Source organism: Anoxybacteroides tepidamans, from assembly GCF_014201465.1.
GTDB lineage: Bacteria > Bacillota > Bacilli > Bacillales > Anoxybacillaceae > Anoxybacteroides > Anoxybacteroides tepidamans.
On record NZ_JACHEP010000018.1, the window covers coordinates 1 to 18,544 of the forward strand.

Consider the following 18,544-nt stretch of genomic DNA (forward strand, 5'->3'; position numbering starts at 1 on the left):
AAGCCGATTTGATTTTTGCGGATACGGTAGCGATGATTAAGCCGAAGAAGGACAAGAAGAAAAGCTAAAAGGAATCAGAAAAGGATAAATAAGGGTAATATAGAAATATAAGGGACAAAAAGCGAACTTTAGTTGGAGGTTGCCTTTTTGTCCCTTCGTAAAAGTAAATTTATAGTTAAACAGTAAATTTAAAACATATATGCAACGCTAGTGGGGGCACCCTTTCTTATCACCATATATACGCACGAAACACTTTCGTAAAACTATATATTGTATCTTCCTTGAAGGAAGACGACCTTTTGAGACAGCCTATCTCTTACCAAATCATAAAACGCATGTTTATGGCAAATTCGTCGTTCCCATTAAGAAGCGGTCTACTTCTCTCGCTGCTTCCCGTCCTTCGTGAATCGCCCATACAACTAAGCTTTGACCTCTTCTTGCATCCCCTGCGGCAAAAACCCCTTCTACATTTGTTGTATATTTTCCGTAAGGAGCTTTTACTTTCTTGTTGACGGTCTCTACACCGAACTGCTCTAAAACAGGCTGTTCTGGTCCTTCAAAGCCAATAGCAATAAATACAAGATCACAAGGCCAAATTTTTTCCGTTCCAGGGATTTCTTTAAACGTCACTTTACCGCTTTCATCGACCGTTTTTTCCATTTGAATCGTATGAAGCTCTTTTACTTTTCCGTTTTCGTCCCCAACGATTTTTTTCGTTTGAATGCAATATTGGCGAGGATCGTCACCGAATTTGGCCTTTGCTTCTTCATACGCATAATCGAGCGTGAAAATGAGCGGAAATTGCGGCCAAGGGTTATCCTCTGTCCGCTTCTCCGGCAGTGCAGGGTGCTTGCCGAATTGAACGACGCTTTTGCATTTTTGTCTTAGCGCCGTAGCGACACAATCCGCTCCTGTATCACCACCGCCAATAACGATCACATGCTTATCTTTCGCATCAATAAAATTCCCATCTTTAAAGTTCGAATCAAGCAAACTCTTCGTTACAACCGTTAAATAGTCCATTGCAAAATGGATGCCATCTAATTCTCTTCCTTCAATAACAAGATCACGTTGTTTTTGTGCGCCTGTGCATAATACAACGGCATCATATTGTGAACGGAGTTCTTCTGCGGTCATATCTTTTCCAATTTCCGTATTTGTCACAAATGAAATTCCTTCTTCCTCTAACAGACGGACTCTCCGCTCAATCACTTCTTTTTCAAGTTTCATATTTGGAATGCCGTACATCAATAACCCACCAATGCGATCAGCCCGTTCATAGACCGTTACCGAATGCCCGGCTTGATTCAATTGATCGGCGCAAGCAAGACCGGCAGGCCCTGATCCGACAATCGCCACCTTTTTCCCTGTTCGCTTTTTTGGAATTCTCGGTTGAATCCATCCTTCCGCAAATCCTTTATCAATAATCGCCCGCTCAATGCCTTTAATGGCTACCGCCGGATCAGAAATCGCTACCGTACAGGAACCTTCGCATGGAGCCGGACAAACTCTTCCTGTAAATTCCGGGAAATTGTTCGTTTTTAAAAGACGGTCTAACGCCTCTTTCCATCTGCCGCGATATACTAAATCGTTCCATTCAGGAATTAAATTATGAATCGGACAGCCAGATGTTAAACCGTTCAATTCCATCCCCATATGACAGAAAGGAGTCCCGCAGTCCATACAGCGGGCACCTTGTCTGGCAAGCGTTTCATTGGAAAACGGCAACGTATATTCCTTCCAATCATCAAGGCGGGAAAGCGGTTTACGTTTCACTTCTTCTTCGCGCGTATATTCGATAAACCCTGTCGCTTTTCCCATTGTCGGTCTCCCTCCTCTTCCGCTGTGTGAAGGCGGCCGCTTATTTCGCGACCGCTTCTAGCTTCGGTTCGTTTGTTATCGCTTTTTTTTGTTTCGCAACGGTTTCAAATGCGGCAAACACCGCTTTTTCTTTCGACAAACCGGAATGCTCCATTTTCTCGATCGTTTCGATCATCAATTTATAGTTTCTTGGAATTACTTTGACAAATTTTCTGACGAACTGATCCCAATGTGCCAATATATGAGCCGCTTTCGGACTTCCTGTATATTGATAGTGCTTCGAAATCATTTCATACACTTCTCTGATTTCCTGTTCATCTTCAAGCGATTCGAACAGCACCATTTCCCGGTTCGCTGTCCGTGCAAACTGCTCTTCATTGTCAGCTAACACATAGGCGATGCCGCCAGACATCCCTGCCGCAAAGTTTTTGCCGACAGATCCGAGAATGACGACGCGGCCTCCCGTCATATATTCACAGCCGTGATCGCCTACTCCTTCGACAACAGCGTTTACCCCACTGTTTCTGACGCAAAATCTTTCGCCCGCACGTCCGCGAATGTATGCTTCCCCGGATGTCGCTCCATAAAACGCCACATTCCCGATAATCACGTTATCACCTGAAGCAAAAGATGCTTCTTCAGGCGGAAGGACGATTACTTTTCCTCCAGAAAGCCCTTTGCCGATGTAATCATTCGCATCGCCAACAAGAGTCATCGTCATTCCTTTTGGCACGAATGCGGCAAAGCTTTGACCGGCAGAACCTTTGAAATGAAGGCGTATCGTATCTTCCGGAAGCCCTTCTTCTCCGTAACGCTTCGAAATTTCGCTTCCGACGATCGCGCCGACCGTACGATTCACATTGCGAATATCAAGATGCAGTTCCACTTTTTCCATGTGCTCTAGCGCTGGAGCAACAGCTGGTAAAAGTTCATTGTAATCAAGCGATTCTTCGATTTTATGATGTTGCGGACGCGAGAATGTGCGCGCGCCATCCACTTGATACAATAGGCGGGATAAATCTAAATGCTTTGCTTTCCAATGTTGTTTCGCCCGCTCGCTCACCTTTAATACGTCGACTCTTCCCACCATTTCTTCCACCGTCCGGAATCCGAGCTGCGCCATGATTTCCCGAACTTCTTGGGCGACAAAATACATAAAATTCACCACATGTTCCGGCTTGCCCATAAATTTCTCGCGCAATTCCGGATTTTGCGTCGCAACGCCGACAGGACATGTATCCAAGTGGCACACGCGCATCATGACGCAACCTAGCACGACAAGCGGTGCTGTCGCAAACCCGAATTCTTCCGCACCAAACAACGCTGCCATCACAACGTCACGTCCTGTCATTAATTTACCATCCGTTTCCAACACGACGCGGTCGCGCAAGCCGTTCAACATTAACGTTTGATGCGTTTCGGCAAGGCCGAGCTCCCATGGAAGTCCCGCATGTTTAATACTCGTCTTCGGCGACGCTCCTGTACCGCCGTCATAGCCGCTAATGACGATGACGTCCGCAGCACCTTTCGCTACACCAGCGGCAATCGTTCCAACGCCTGCCTTAGACACAAGCTTTACGCTAATGCGCGCATTCCGGTTGGCATTTTTCAAATCATAAATGAGCTGTGCTAAATCTTCAATCGAATAAATATCATGGTGCGGAGGCGGTGAAATTAATTCAACACCAGGAGTAGAACCGCGCACTTTTCCTACCCAAGGATAGACTTTATTCCCAGGCAGTTGCCCTCCTTCGCCAGGCTTTGCCCCTTGCGCCATTTTAATTTGCAGTTCATCGGCGTTCACTAAATAATGGCTTTTAACGCCAAAACGGCCAGAAGCAACTTGCTTAATCGCACTTCTGCGGAAATCTCCGTTTTCATCTGGAACGTAACGGCTCGGATCTTCTCCACCTTCGCCGCTGTTGCTTTTTCCGCCGATGCGGTTCATCGCAATCGCAAGCGCTTCATGAGCTTCTTGGCTGATCGAACCGTAGGACATCGCTCCTGTTTTAAAGCGGCGCACAATCGATTCTACCGGTTCTACTTCTTCAATCGGAATCGGTTTTCTCGTTTCGTCAAACTCAAACAAATTTCGCAAAAACGTTAGACTCTCTTCATTAGCTAGTTTTGAATATTGTTTAAAGAGTTGATAATCATTTTTCCGGCACGCCCATTGGAGCATATGAATCGTCTTCGGATTGAAGGCATGATGTTCTCCGTTTCTTCTCCATTGAAACTCGCTGCCGGAGTCTAACGTTTCATCTTGGTATGTTGTTTGGAACGCAGCATCATGGCGCATTTTTGCTTCTTTGGCAATCTCGTTTAAACCAATTCCGCCAATTTGCGAAGCCGTTCCGGTGAAATATTGCTCGATGACGTCTTCTCCGATACCGACCGCTTCAAAAATTTGCGCGCCGCGATAGCTTTGCACGGTGGAAATGCCCATTTTTGACATGACTTTTACTACGCCATCTGTGACTGCTTTTTTATATTTGCTCACCGCCTCTTCATACGTGAACGAAACCGTTTCTTTCTCTACGGCATTCCGAATCGTTTCAAGCGCTAAATACGGATTGACAGCGTCCGCACCGTATCCGATTAATGCGGCGAAATGGTGAACTTCCCGTGCTTCTCCGCATTCTGCAATAATGCTGGCATTCGTACGCGTCCCTTTTCGAATCAAATATTGATGAAGGGCACTAACCGCAAGCAATGTCGGAATCGCTACGTGCTTATCGTCTACACCGCGGTCAGATAAGACAAGAAGCACTGCGCCGTCTTCTATCGCCCGGTCAGCTGCCTCGCAAAGTTGATCGAGCGCTTCTTTTAAATCATCCGTAAACAATGTCGGAATCGTGACAGAGCGGAACTCCGGATACGGATTCGCTTTTAACGCAGCGAGCTCTTCGTTTGAAAGCACCGGCGAATCGAGACGAATGCGGCGGGCAGCTGAAGCATCCGGATGAAGGATGTTTCCTTCTTTCCCGAGCAGCGTCATCGTCGATGTGACGATATATTCACGAATCGAATCGATCGGTGGGTTGGTTACTTGCGCAAATAACTGTTTAAAGTAATTAAATAAGCTTTGCGGACGATCAGACAAAACCGCAAGCGGCGCATCGTTCCCCATCGCTCCGACCGGATCTTTTCCGTCTTGTACCATCGCTAACATCGTTTTTTCCACGTCTTCATATGTGTAGCCGAACGCTTTTTGTAGTTTCGTAACATCCTTCACTCGCTCTGTCTGCTCTGGAATATCAAGATCATCAAGCGATATCATCTGTTCGTCGAGCCATTTGCGATACGGCTTTTCTTTGGCGATTTCCGCCTTCATTTCCTCATCGGAAATGATTCTTCCTTGTTCTAAATCAATGAGCAACATTTTGCCAGGGCTTAGACGGTCTTTGTACAGCACGTTTTCCGGAGGAACGTCAATCACACCGACTTCTGATGAGAAAATAATATAATCGTCTTTCGTGACATAATACCGTGCCGGTCTTAACCCGTTGCGGTCCAAAATCGCTCCGATTTGTTTTCCGTCTGTAAATGCGATGGCTGTTGGACCGTCCCAAGGCTCCATTAAACAGCTATGATACTCGTAAAACGCCTTTTTCTCATCATCCATTTCACGATCCCAAAACCACGGTTCCGGTATGAGCATCATCGCTGCGTGCGCAAGCTTTTTCCCAGCCAACACGAAAAACTCAAACGCGTTATCTAAAATGGACGAATCGCTTCCGTTCATGTCTAAAATTGGGGTAATTTTTTGCAAATCGTCCCCAAAAAGTTCAGAAGCAAATTGCTTTTCCCGAGCCGCCATCCAGTTGACATTACCCCGGAGTGTATTAATCTCACCATTATGAATGAGGTACCGGTTTGGATGGGCTCTCTCCCAGCTAGGGAACGTGTTCGTACTAAAACGAGAGTGAACGAGCGCAAATGCCGATTGAAAACGTTCATCTTGAAGATCAACGTAAAATTCATCGAGCTGCTCTGGCGTTAATAATCCTTTATAAACAATCGTACGGCTCGAAAGGCTTGCGAAATAAAATTCGCTGTTTGGCGCCAGCTTTTCCGCTTGTTTCCGAATCACATACAATTTTCGCTCAAAAGCAAGCGTATCTTGCAAATCGTCGCTCGCCCCAATAAACACTTGACGAATGAACGGCTTGCTTTGTTTGGCGAGTTTTCCAAGTTTTTCGATATTTACAGGCACCGTCCGCCAGCCTAACAACGTTTGGCCTTCTTTTTGAATAATTTCGTTTATTTCCTTTTCATAATGTGTCCGTTCCGGCTCATTTTCCGGTAAAAATACCATCCCGACGCCATACCGACCTTTTGGCGGAAGTTTCATTTTTCCGCAAACTGTTTGAAAATACTCGTGCGGAATTTGTACCATAATGCCCGCGCCGTCTCCCGTCTCAGGGTCGCTTCCTTGTCCGCCGCGGTGCTCTAATTGACGAAGCATATGAAGTCCTTTTTTCACAATATCATGCGATCGCTTCCCTTTTAGATGGGCATATAAACCGATTCCACATGCGTCATGCTCAAATTCAGGACGGTAGAGACCTTGCGCCTTCGGTAGTCCATCGTATTTCATCTGTCTTCTCCCCCATTCCTTTCACCGATGAAGTCTGTAATTGTAATTGTAGTTTCCAAAATTCATATAAACAATATATAATTCAGATTAAATCAATCTCATTTTGAGATAAATAGTAAGAGGAGGGTAGGAAATGGAACTAAGACAGCTGAAATATTTTGTGGAAGTTGCCAAGCGGGAACATGTTTCGGAAGCGGCCGAAACGCTTCATGTCGCCCAGTCAGCCATCAGCCGACAAATCGCCAATTTGGAGGCAGAGTTGGGGGTACAGCTGTTTGAAAGAGAAGGACGAAATGTGAGGCTCACTCCGATTGGACGATATTTTCTTCCTCATGCGGAAACGGTGTTGCGGGCCGTCAATCATGCAAAACAACAGATTGAAGAATATTTAGATCCTGAACGCGGAACGATTAAAATTGGCTTCCCGACTAGTTTGGCTAGCCATACGATGCCGATGGTCATTTCCGCCTTTAAAGATGAGCATCCGAATGTCAAATTTCATTTACGGCAAGGTTCCTATAAATTTTTAATCGAGGCGGTGAAAAAACGGGAAATTGACTTGGCCTTTCTCGGACCTGTGCCAACCGAAGACAAGGAAATTAAAGGAGAGATTTTGTTCATCGAATCGTTTGCTGTGCTTTTGCCGCTCCATCACCGTTTTGCCAAGCGAAAAAGCTTAACATTAAATGAGCTGCGTGACGAACCATTTGTCACGTTTCCAGAAGGATATATTTTGCATAAAATTGTGCTTGATGCATGTAGGCAGGCCGGGTTTTCCCCGATCATCTCATCGGAAGGCGAAGATTTAGACGCGATTAAAGGGCTCGTTTCTGCCGGCATCGGCGTCACATTGCTTCCGGAAAATACGTTTTACGATACAATGCCTCGCTTTACCGTGAAAATTCCGATTGAAATGCCGGAAGTGAAGCGAAATGTCGGGATCATCATCTCCAATCAACACGACCTCGCTCCGTCTGTCAAAGTATTTTATGAATTTGTAAAACAGTTTTTCTCTGTTTTAGAAAGATATAGATGAAATATAGTGAAAGAGAGCCAACGTACTACAAATGGCTCTCTATGTTCCAATCGTTTTAATGGATTACGACAGCTTGACAACCGTTCGGCCGCGCAGTTTTCCTTTTAAAATGTTAGAAAGTGCTTCTGGCAACTGTTCGAGAGTGATCTCTTGCGCAATGGCATCTAGCAATTGCTCTGGTTTCAAATCATTAGCCATACGCTCCCAAATTTTTAACCGCAATTCCATCGGACAGTACACTGAATCAATGCCAAGCAAATTCACGCCGCGCAAAATAAACGGAAATACCGTTGTCGGCACATCGGTTCCTCCAGTGAGCCCGCTTACAGCGACCGATCCGCCATATTGAATGCGGCTCAATACAGTGGCAAGCGTTCGTCCACCAACTGGGTCAACAGCAGCTGCCCAATATTGTTTATCTAACGGTCGAATTTGCTCAAGGCAAACCTCTTCCCGTGAGAGAATTTCTTTCGCACCAAGCTTGCGCAAATATTCATGTTCTGTTTCCTTCCCTGTACTAACAACGACGTTATACCCTCGTTTAGCCAACATCGCTACCGCTAAACTTCCAACTCCTCCTGTCGCACCAGTGACGAGCACTTTGCCTTTTTCGGGAGACAATCCGTTTTCTTCTAAGCGATGAATCGACAAGGCGGCTGTAAATCCAGCTGTCCCTAACACCATCGCTTCCTTCAACGTCAATCCTTTTGGAAGCGGAACAACCCAGTCGCCAGGAATACGAGCGTATTCGCTGTAACCACCGAAATGGGAAACTCCGATTTCATAGCTTGTCGCAATCACTTCGTCCCCTTCTTGAAAGCGAGGGTCTTTCGAAGAAACGACAACTCCTGCAAGGTCGATCCCTGGAATAAATGGATACGTTTTGACAATTTTCCCGTTAGGAATGCTCGCTAAGCCGTCTTTATAATTGACGCTCGAATAAGCGACTTGAATGACGACATCACCTTCCGGAAGATCATTCATTGAAACTGTCTGCACTTTCACCGTAAAATCGGTTTCTGTTTTGTTGACGACTAATGCTCGAAATTCGTTCACACAATATCCCCCTCTAAGTTTTTCCATATTCTTAGCTTAACAATAACAAAATTGTTCTGTGGCAGCAAAATATTTTATACTTAGTGTTGCACCTTCTGTCATGTAAGTGTATAACAAAAAACGGCCCGGCATATCCTATACCGAGCTATTTTTTTATTGTTCGCTGTATCCAAGCCTTGCCGAGATTTGTTTACCGATATGCCTCATGTGGGCCTGGAGTTGTTCGATTCGCTCATCCGTCATACGAATCGTCGGACCAGACACGCTCACTGCCGCAATGACGTTTCCGGAATGGTCAAAAATCGGGACAGCGATGCAGCGAATCCCGTACTCATTTTCCTCTAAATCAAGCGCATAGCCTTTTTGCCTCACCACAGCAAGTTCATGCAAAAACATTTCTTTGTCCGTAATCGTGTGATCGGTATGCTGCGGCATTCCTTTCCTTTCTAAAATATCAAGCACAACGCGCAAAGGCAAATGGGCAAGAATCGCTTTCCCAACTGCCGTACAGTGCATCGGTGCCCGCTTTCCGACTTTTGAATGCATGCGCAACGTTTCCGTTCCTTCCAGTTTTTCGATATAAATGACTTCCCCTTGATCATATACCACAAGGTGAACGACTTCGTTTGTTGCCTTCTCCAGCTCCCGCAAATACGGCTTTGCTTCGGCCCGCAAATCGATGGACTCAAGCAATTTCGAACTCATTTCTAGAAATTTATAGCCAAGTTTGTAGCGTTCTGTTTCTTCGTCCTGTTCGATATATCCATATCGAACAAGCGTAGACAAAATACGATATACAGAGCTTTTATTAATATCCATCTGCTTCGCAATCTCGGTAACACCTAAGCCATCTTTTTTCGAACTAACGATGTCTATAATATGTAACGCCCGGCTCACAGATTTTACTATATTCTCTTTTTCCACAAGCATTCACTCCTTGCATAAGCCATCATAAATAGTATTATAGCACATTTGCGCCGGGCGTTTCGTAAACTTCTCCGTTCCAAGCAAGAGATTCAAGCAGCTTATAAATTCACTGCTCATCCTAAAAGCATTTTATTGAAATAAAGTACAAATAAAAATTTGTCCTTCACTTACAGCACTTTCGCCCGCTCTTTCGCCAATACAAACGTATTTCGTAACGTGCCAATCTCCTTAATCTCACATTCAATGACATCACCTGGTCCGACTAATTCGGCTCCGACAGGGCTCCCTGTTAAAATAACGTCTCCTGGCTTCAACGTCATCACATTCGTGAGATAGGAAATCATTTTGCGAATCGAAATAATCATTAATTCTGTTGGACTATTTTGTTTTTCAACTCCGTTTAGCTTAGCGGTAACGCGTACGGCAAACGGATCTAGCTCTGTTTCGATCACAGGACCAAGCGGTGTAAACGTATCGAATGCCTTACCAATCGTCCAATGTCCATCTTGATGAAAAAACTGCGGTGCTGTCACATCATTAGCAATCGTATAGCCGAATACATAGTCTAGAACTTCTTCTTCAGAAACGTGTTTTGCCTCTTTTCCGATGATAACAGCTAATTCCGATTCAAATTTGACTTGTTCAATCCCGTTTGGAATGACAATTTCTTCATCAGGTCCGATAACCGATGAAGACGGTTTAAAGAAAAATACCGGAATTTCGGGCAACACTTCAGGGAGATCTTCCTTTTTCGCTACGTAATTTGCACCAATTCCAATTATTTCATTTGGCACAAGCGGTGCAAGAAAAGTAACGTCTTGTTTAGGAAATACTTTTCCCGTATACTCCCAATCTGTAAACAAATCACCAGATATTTCTCGAATGATATCATCCGTCACCACACCTGTACATACATTCCCACCAATAACAAATCGAGCAAATTTCATAAAAAGCACCCTTTCTAATAACGTTTTATTGCTCTATATCTAGTTCGGCAATTCTCGCAACTCCTGTTCTTACAGCCGTGCGAGCCACCGCATTGGCTACTGCTTCTACAACCCGCCGATCAAGCGGATGTGGAATGACATAATCGTTCGTCAACTCGTTCGGACTAACCAAATTCGCAATCGCATATACAGCCGCTAACTTCATTTCCTCGTTAATCTCTGTGGCTCTTACCCGTAATGCACCTTTAAAAATACCTGGAAACGCCAACACGTTGTTTACTTGGTTCGGTAAATCCGAACGCCCTGTTCCTACCACTGCAGCTCCAGCAGCCTTCGCTGCTTCAGGCATGATTTCTGGGGTCGGATTGGCCATCGCAAACACAATCGCACCTTCATTCATCGATTGCACCATTTCCGGTGTCACCGCACCAGCCACCGAAACCCCGATAAACACGTCGGCACCTTTCATGGCGTCATGCAGCGACCCTTGAACACCACGCTTATTCGTCATCTCCGCTAGCGCTTCTTTCATCGGATTCATCCCATATGGGCGACCTTTAAAAATCGTTCCTTTGGAATCGCATAAAATAATATCGCCAGCTCCCATATAAAGGAGTAGTTTTGTAACCGCGATGCCGGCCGCCCCTGCACCGTTGACAACAATTTTACAATCTTCCAGCCGCTTATTTACAATTTTCAGTGCATTCAACAGCCCGGCTGCCGTGACAATTGCCGTTCCATGCTGGTCATCATGAAACACCGGAATGTTCATTTCCTTTTTTAATCTCTCTTCAATAATAAAACAATTTGGTGCTGCAATATCTTCCAAATTAATCCCGCCAAAAGTCGGCTCCAACGATTTCACAATTTGAATGATTTGTTCTGGATCGCTCGTGTTCATGCAAAGCGGCACAGCGTCGATATCGGCAAACGCTTTAAATAATGCTGCTTTTCCTTCCATGACCGGCAGCGATGCTTCAGCCCCAATATTCCCCAGCCCTAATACAGCAGATCCATCGGAAACAACGGCAACAAAGTTTCCTTTCATCGTATAGCTATAAATCTTCTCCGGATTCTCGTAAATGTCTTTGCACGGCTCTGCTACCCCCGGGGAATAGGCTAAACTTAAATCACTTGCATTTTCTAACGGCACTTTCACGTTTACACTTAACTTTCCTTTCGCTTGCTTATGAAATTCTAACGATTTTTCCCGAAGGTTTTGCATAGCCTGACCTAGTTACTGACCGACAATATTTTGTGTAACTAGGGTTTGCACCTCCTTTTTTATGAAATTTTAGTGTTTAATGTATCTGAATATTCCGACATATTAAACCGCGAAATTTGGACTGAAAATTTTCCAAAAATTAGGGCGATGTACTTTCTTTTATAATAAGGGCATTCTATTTTACTAGAATGCCCTCGCAATATCGTTTATTGTTTAACAGAAGCAAACTTCGCTTTTGCTTCTAGACGGCGGCGGTGTAAAATCGGTTCTGTATAGCCGTTTGGTTGCTCGTAACCTTTGAATACAAGATCGCATGCCGCTTGGAATGCCACCGAGTTTTCATAATCTGGTGCCATCGGACGATATGCCGGATCTCCGGCGTTTTGTTCATCCACGACTTTCGCCATCCGCTTCAACGTTTCGAGCACTTGTTCTTTCGTGCAAATGCCGTGATGCAGCCAGTTCGCGATATGCTGGCTTGAAATACGCAATGTCGCGCGGTCTTCCATCAACCCAATATTGTTAATATCCGGCACTTTTGAGCAGCCGATCCCTTGATCGATCCAGCGAACGACATAGCCGAGGATACCTTGTGCATTATTATCGAGCTCTTGTTGAATTTCTTCCGGTGTCCATTGCGGGTTCACAGCTAACGGAATTTGTAAAATGTCATCGCGATAATCGCTGTTTTCTTTGCGCAACTCATTTTGTACGCTTGCCACATCAATTTGATGATAATGAAGCGCATGCAACGTTGCGGCGGTCGGGGAAGGAACCCATGCCGTATTGGCGCCTGCCTGTAATTGGCTTCCTTTTTGCTTGAGCATTTCCGCCATCATATCCGGCATTGCCCACATTCCTTTTCCGATTTGTGCCCGCCCTTGGAAACCGACAGAAAGACCGATGCTGACGTTCGATTTCTCATATCCTTGCAGCCATGTCGACGTTTTCATATCGTTTTTACGAATCATCGGTCCTGCTTCCATTGACGTATGGATTTCATCGCCCGTACGGTCTAAGAAGCCGGTATTAATAAACACGATCCGGTCTTTCACTTGATAAATGCAGTTTTTTAAGTTGAGCGTTGTGCGGCGTTCTTCGTCCATGACACCGATTTTAATCGTGTTTCGTTTTAAACCGAGCATATCTTCGACGCGGTCAAACAGCTCGTTGGCGAATGCTACTTCTTCGGAGCCGTGCATTTTCGGTTTGACGATATAAATGGAGCCTTTTCTCGAGTTTGGATAACGGCTGTTGCCGATTAACGAATGTTTCATAATTAAACTTGTCACAACCGCATCGAGTATTCCCTCGTATACTTCTTCGCCGTTTTCGTTCAATACCGTATTGTTCGTCATTAAATGGCCGACATTGCGGACGAACATAAGCGAGCGGCCCGGCAATGTGATTTCTTCACCACTTGACGTTTGGTAAGTGCGATCTGGATTTAGCGCACGCGTCAACGTTTTATTTCCTTTTGTAAATGTAGCGGTTAAATCCCCTTTGATTAAGCCAAGCAAATTGCGATATACAAGCACTTTATCTTCGGCATCTACCGCTGCCACAGAGTCTTCACAATCCATAATCGTTGTGAGTGCCGCCTCTAAATAAATGTCTTTTATCCCCGCTTCGTCTGTCTTTCCGATCGGATGATCGCGGTCTATTTGAATTTCAATGTGCAGTCCGTTATTTTTTAATAAGAGCGCTGACGGCTCTTCCGCTCTTCCTTGATAGCCGACAAATTTTGTTTCGTCTTGGAGCGTTGCCGTATGGCCGTCGCGGACAGTAACAACTAGGTTTCCGTCGACCACTGCATATTTCACAGCGTCTTTATGAGAGTAGCCGTTCAACGGTACGGCTTGATCCAAAAATTCGCGTGCGTAAGCGATTACTTTTTCACCGCGAACTGGGTTATACGTATTACCACGCTCCGCGCCATCTTCTTCACTGATCGCATCCGTTCCGTACAGCGCATCATAAAGGCTGCCCCAGCGAGCGTTCGCCGCATTGAGTGCATAGCGGGCGTTCGTAATTGGTACGACTAGCTGCGGTCCGGCTTGAACGGCGATTTCATCGTCGACTCCTTCTGTCGTAATCGTAAAATCGTCCACTTCTGGCTCTAAATAACCAATTTCTGTTAAAAATGCTTTATATTCCGCAAAGTCGATATTTCCGCGATGCTCCCTATGCCATTCATTTAACTTTTCTTGAATTTCATCACGACGTGCAAGCAACGCTTTGTTTTTTGGCGTTAAATCTTTCACTAACGTTCCGAAGTCCGCCCAAAACTGATCGCGATCTACCCCGCTATTCGGAATGACTTCATTGTTCATAAACTCGTAAAATAGTTCGGCTACTTGCAGATTTCCTACTTTCACGTACTTTGACATGCTCTTTTCCCCTTTCTCCCCTTCTTTATTGTTTGTTATTACGAAACACTGTTTCTTAATTATTTACCAAAATCATATCATGGAGCGAAAGTCATTTCAATCATTTTCTGGCGATTTTATCCCTTTTTTACTTCGACACAACGCCCTGGTGTTGGGAACAGCTTTCCAGCGTTCAATAAGTTTTTCGGGTTAAAAACATCACGAATATTCGTTTGTGCGATAATTTCCTCATCATTGAAAATAAAGCGCATTTCTTCTTTTTTCTCGATTCCAACCCCATGCTCTCCCGTAATCGAGCCGCCAACCGCGGCACATGCTTGTAAACATTCGCTTCCGGCTGCTAGCGCTTTTTCCGTTTCTCCTGGTTTTTCTGCGTCAAATAGCACGAGCGGATGCAAATTCCCATCTCCTGCATGGAAAATATTTGCGATGCGCAATCCGTATTTTTGACTGATTTGTTGAATTTGTTGTAATACTTCCGGTAGCTTGCTGCGCGGAATGACCCCGTCTTGTACTAAGTAATCCGGCGAAATGGCCCCCATCGCACCAAATCCGGTTTTCCGGTTCGCCCACCATCTTGCCCGTTCTTGTTCATTTTGCGCCACTTTTACTTCGCGAACGTTCCGCTGGCGGCAAATGTGCAAAATTGCTTCGATTTGTTCAGCAATTCCAGAAGAAATGCCGTCCACCTCAATTAATAGCAATGCTTCAATATCTTTCGGATGGCCTACGGGAAACGCGGCTGCTTCCACCGCTTCAATCGCTGTTTGGTCCATCATTTCTAAAGCGGCTGGAACCATTCCGGCGGAAATGATGTCGGAAACGGCTTGGCTTGCATCGGCAACGCGGTCAAAATAGGCAAGCACCGTCTGCTTGGCCTCCGGATTTTTTAAAATGCGCACCGTAATTTTCGTAACGATGCCGAGTGTCCCTTCCGAGCCAGTCAATAATCCAAGCAAATCGTACCCCGGCGGATCAGGAATACCGTTTTCGCCAATCTCGACAATCTCGCCATTTGGTAGCACGACTTCCAGTCCTAAAATATGATTCGTTGTGACGCCATATTTTAAACAATGTGCCCCTCCAGCATTTTCGGCAACATTGCCGCCGATCGTACAGCAATATTGGCTTGAAGGGTCAGGCGCATAGTAATATCCTCGATCAGAGATCGAGTTGGTTAACTTTAAATTGACAAACCCCGGTTCAACAACTGCGCGACGGTTTTCTAAATCGACGCTAACCAAGCGTTTCATCCGCACTAAACTAATAATGACTTCACCGTTTAACGGAATCGCTCCTCCACTTAGCCCTGTCCCTGCTCCGCGAGCGAGAAACGGCAAATTGTGTTCATGGCAATATTTGACGATAGCCGCCACTTCTTCGGTGTTTTTCGGAAACACGACCGCTTTCGGCAAATGGCGATGCACTGTAAATCCGTCACAATCATAGGCAAGTAAATCTTCTTTTTTATATAAAATCGATTTCTCGTCGCCAACGATACGGGCTAACGCTTGAATGTGTGGATCGTTCGTATGAATGCCTTTTCCCCTCATGTACGGTCCTCCTTCCCTTCCTCTTTTTGATACGCCCAATCCAATAGCTGTACAGTATGCACGACTTTTTGATTTCTTCCGTGCTTAAGTACCCCCATCGCCATTTGCAGCATACAGCCTGGGTTTCCCATTGAAATCAATTCGACGTCCTCAGGAACGTTTTCCATTTTGCTTTTCAACACCGCACCTGCCATCTCCGGATGGGTAATATTGTAAATACCGGCACTACCACAGCAGCGGTCGGCGTTCGGCATATACACCATTTCTACGCCAGGAATGCTCGATAAAATAGCACGCGGTTCTTGACGTATTCCTTGACCATGCGCCAAATGGCACGCATCATGGTACGTAATGCGCGTATTTAGCTGTGCTTTCGGTATTTCATATCCTGTGTCGTACAAATATTTTGAAATATCTTCTACTTTCCGTGAAAACTCTTCCGCTTTTTCATGCCATACCGGATCATTACGGAACAATTCCGGATACTCCTTTAGCATACAGCCGCAGCCAGCCGCGTTAACAATGACGCGGTCGACATGCTGAAACGCTTCGATATTTTGTTTCGCAAGTTCCCGGCCTGTTTCCCTGTCACCAGCATGCACATGCAGCGCCCCACAACACGTTTGATTTTGCGGAATGACCACATCATTTCCATTTCTCGTCAACACGCGGATCGTCGCTTCATTAATATCACTAAACATCACATCCATGACACACCCTGTCAATAATGCGACCGTATGCTTTGTTTCCCCTTTTGCCTTAATGACATTGGCATGTTTATATTTTTTTCGCACCGGCTCGCTTATTTCTGGCAAAATCGCTTCCATATCCGCTAAATGCTGCGGCATAATATGAATAAGCTTCGTTTTGCGCGCTAATTTTTGCAATCCGCTTTTTTGGTACAGCTTCAACAAGTTCCCTAACGCATGCAAGCGGGTTGGATGTGGAAACACTCCTTGCAAGAAAAACTTGCTAACGAATGCTTTCCATCCGGTTAACGGAATCGCTTGGCGAATTTGCCCTCGCACTTCTTCAATAAGACCGCCGACATCAACATCGGCAGGGCAAGCGGTTGTGCACGCACGGCAATCTAAGCATGCAAAAATCGGATCGATAAAGTCTTCATTGATTTCGAGTTTGCCTTCCGCTACCGATTTCATTAGATGCACCCGTCCACGCGGCGAATGTTGCTCTTGCCCCGTCTGTTCATATGTTGGGCACGACTCTAAACACATGCCGCAATGGACGCAATCCGCCCATTTGTTCGGATCCGGCAAATCGTTCCATAAATAATTTCCTAAACTGCCTGTCGTACACACCGGTCCTTGCTTGATATCACTTTCCCGCAAACTCATGTTAGATCCCCCCCTACAAACCGTTGGTCGTTTAAAATTCGATTCGGGTCGATTTTCGTTTTGATTCCTTCTAACAAGAAGAAATAGGATGGCTTTTCTCCCCACACATTGATGTTGCGACGCAGTGCAAACGGCAAATGCTTGACAATAGCATATCCTCTTAACTGTGCTGCCATCGCCTGCAACCGTTCAATCGCCGCTATTACTGATTCAGCTGCTCCTCTTATATACACTTGACATAATCCGTGCCCTAATCCTCCGTGTGCTTCGATGTTTACATGACAAACATCTTGCAACAATTCGCTCTCCCGAATAACTTTCATAACATCGAGATTGACAACTCCAATTTTGACAGCCGCTTCAATGTTAGCGCTCTCATCATAATGAGCGGCCGCACCATTCGGACAGATCGTGTAGAAAGAGCTCCAAAAGGATTGGGCTTCTTGCTGGGCAAGGATGGTAATGGCCGTGTCAGACGGTTGAATGCGTTTGACAAACTCTTCTTGGTAATGAACGGCGCTTTCAACATCTTCAAAACCGATCGCTAACGTGTAAGCACGGCGACCGACAAGTCGTTCGGACAAAGATGGGTTTAACAATTCCAAACAAACAGGCTCCATCATCGAGTCGAGAAATTGCACAGCAAACGAACGAATTTTCTCTATATTTCCTTCTTGGAAAGATAGTAGCACAAGGCTTTCATATTTCGGTAGCGGACGGAGTTTAATCGTCACCTCCGATAAAATCCCGAGCGTTCCCATCGATCCAATAAATAACTTGTTCATATCGTAGCCGGCCACGTTTTTTACCACTTTGCCGCCTGAGCGAATGACCGTTCCGTCCGGATAAACGGTTCGTAACCCGATCACGCTGTCTCGAGCAGAACCATAACCAAGCCGTTTAGGACCGCTTTCATTCGCGGCAATGACACCGCCAACCGTTGCGTATTGCGGCCACGCAGGATCCAATGCCACTTTTTGATTATACTCAGCTAAATAATCTTGTAATTGTTGAAACGGGGTACCTGATTTAACGGTGACGACCATATCAGCTACCGCATGTTCGACAATTCCGCTGTAATTCGCTAATGACAGCAAAATATCTGCACATTCGACCAAACCGCCAAATCCGCGTTTCGTTCCGCCGCCGATAATGGCGATCTTTTTCCCGTTAGTATTAGCATATTGAAGGATTTTGGAAACCTCTTCCTCTGATTGTGGATATACCGCTACTTTGCCGCTATTGCCAAGTGGATGCAATGCTTGTTTTTCCGTTTCCACTTGTGTTTCCGGTAAAATCGCTTTTAATTCTGCTACAAGTTCTGTTACAATCAAGGCTCAACCCTCCTCTTTTTGTTCTGTAATAACAAACACTGTTTCTTATTATAGAGAAAAAAATATACTTCTTTGTATGAAGCTGCGCCGTCTAAGTTGTAACAAATGTCCCCCACCCCACTTCTAAAAAATGTATATAAACAAAATACATGAGCCGTTTGTTTTTTTGTTCGCCTCCCTACATTACTATTAAACCATCTCTCCTGTTATTTTTCAATTAATTTTTAGAATTTATTAAATAGTCTATATAATCCTACTTTACTATTGAGATGAGAAAACTGGAATAGAATTTTTAGAATC

At 45.1% G+C, this 18,544-nt stretch carries 11 protein-coding genes; 1 reads left to right on the forward strand and 10 read right to left on the reverse strand.

All coding sequences use genetic code 11. From position 1 onward, the window contains the following. Positions 1 to 339 precede the first annotated feature (339 nt). Both HNQ34_RS12990 and gltB read right to left on the reverse strand, forming a co-directional pair. A complete protein-coding gene (locus HNQ34_RS12990) occupies positions 340 to 1,821 on the reverse strand; it encodes a glutamate synthase subunit beta (RefSeq protein WP_183255284.1) in 1,482 nt (493 codons plus the stop codon). Between the two features lie 40 nt (positions 1,822 to 1,861). After that, complete coding sequence (gene gltB, locus HNQ34_RS12995; RefSeq protein WP_183255286.1) at positions 1,862 to 6,421, reverse strand: glutamate synthase large subunit; 4,560 nt, start codon at positions 6,419 to 6,421, stop codon at positions 1,862 to 1,864. A gap of 133 nt (positions 6,422 to 6,554) precedes the next feature. Between gltB and HNQ34_RS13000 the strand changes: the two genes are divergently transcribed. Then, a complete protein-coding gene (locus HNQ34_RS13000; RefSeq protein ID WP_183255288.1) occupies positions 6,555 to 7,457 on the forward strand; it encodes a LysR family transcriptional regulator in 903 nt (300 codons plus the stop codon). A 63-nt stretch (positions 7,458 to 7,520) separates the two neighbouring features. Here HNQ34_RS13000 and HNQ34_RS13005 read toward each other — a convergent pair whose 3' ends face one another. The 8 genes from HNQ34_RS13005 to HNQ34_RS13040 form a co-directional block, all read right to left on the reverse strand. Next, complete coding sequence (locus HNQ34_RS13005) at positions 7,521 to 8,513, reverse strand: NADPH:quinone oxidoreductase family protein (RefSeq protein ID WP_183255290.1); 993 nt, start codon at positions 8,511 to 8,513, stop codon at positions 7,521 to 7,523. Positions 8,514 to 8,666: 153 nt separating this feature from the next. Further along, the gene (locus HNQ34_RS13010) at positions 8,667 to 9,437 is read right to left on the reverse strand and encodes an IclR family transcriptional regulator (protein ID WP_183255292.1); all 771 of its coding nucleotides are present in this window, start codon (positions 9,435 to 9,437) and stop codon (positions 8,667 to 8,669) included. A 170-nt stretch (positions 9,438 to 9,607) separates the two neighbouring features. Continuing rightward, a complete protein-coding gene (locus HNQ34_RS13015; RefSeq protein ID WP_183255294.1) occupies positions 9,608 to 10,387 on the reverse strand; it encodes a fumarylacetoacetate hydrolase family protein in 780 nt (259 codons plus the stop codon). A 25-nt stretch (positions 10,388 to 10,412) separates the two neighbouring features. Continuing rightward, positions 10,413 to 11,612 (reverse strand): NAD(P)-dependent malic enzyme, encoded by a 1,200-nt coding sequence (locus HNQ34_RS13020; protein ID WP_183255296.1) that lies wholly within the window; start codon positions 11,610 to 11,612, stop codon positions 10,413 to 10,415. Positions 11,613 to 11,818: 206 nt separating this feature from the next. Then, a complete protein-coding gene (locus HNQ34_RS13025; RefSeq protein ID WP_183255298.1) occupies positions 11,819 to 14,002 on the reverse strand; it encodes a malate synthase G in 2,184 nt (727 codons plus the stop codon). A 116-nt stretch (positions 14,003 to 14,118) separates the two neighbouring features. Then, the gene (locus HNQ34_RS13030) at positions 14,119 to 15,555 is read right to left on the reverse strand and encodes an FAD-linked oxidase C-terminal domain-containing protein (protein ID WP_183255300.1); all 1,437 of its coding nucleotides are present in this window, start codon (positions 15,553 to 15,555) and stop codon (positions 14,119 to 14,121) included. Next, positions 15,552 to 16,910, reverse strand: a complete 1,359-nt coding sequence (locus HNQ34_RS13035; RefSeq protein ID WP_183255302.1) for a (Fe-S)-binding protein — start codon at positions 16,908 to 16,910, stop codon at positions 15,552 to 15,554. The genes HNQ34_RS13030 and HNQ34_RS13035 overlap by 4 nt, the downstream gene beginning before the upstream one ends. Beyond that, positions 16,907 to 18,244, reverse strand: coding sequence for an FAD-binding oxidoreductase (locus HNQ34_RS13040; RefSeq protein WP_183255304.1), 1,338 nt, complete (start codon positions 18,242 to 18,244; stop codon positions 16,907 to 16,909). Before HNQ34_RS13040 ends, HNQ34_RS13035 begins: the two co-directional genes overlap by 4 nt. Positions 18,245 to 18,544 lie beyond the last annotated feature (300 nt).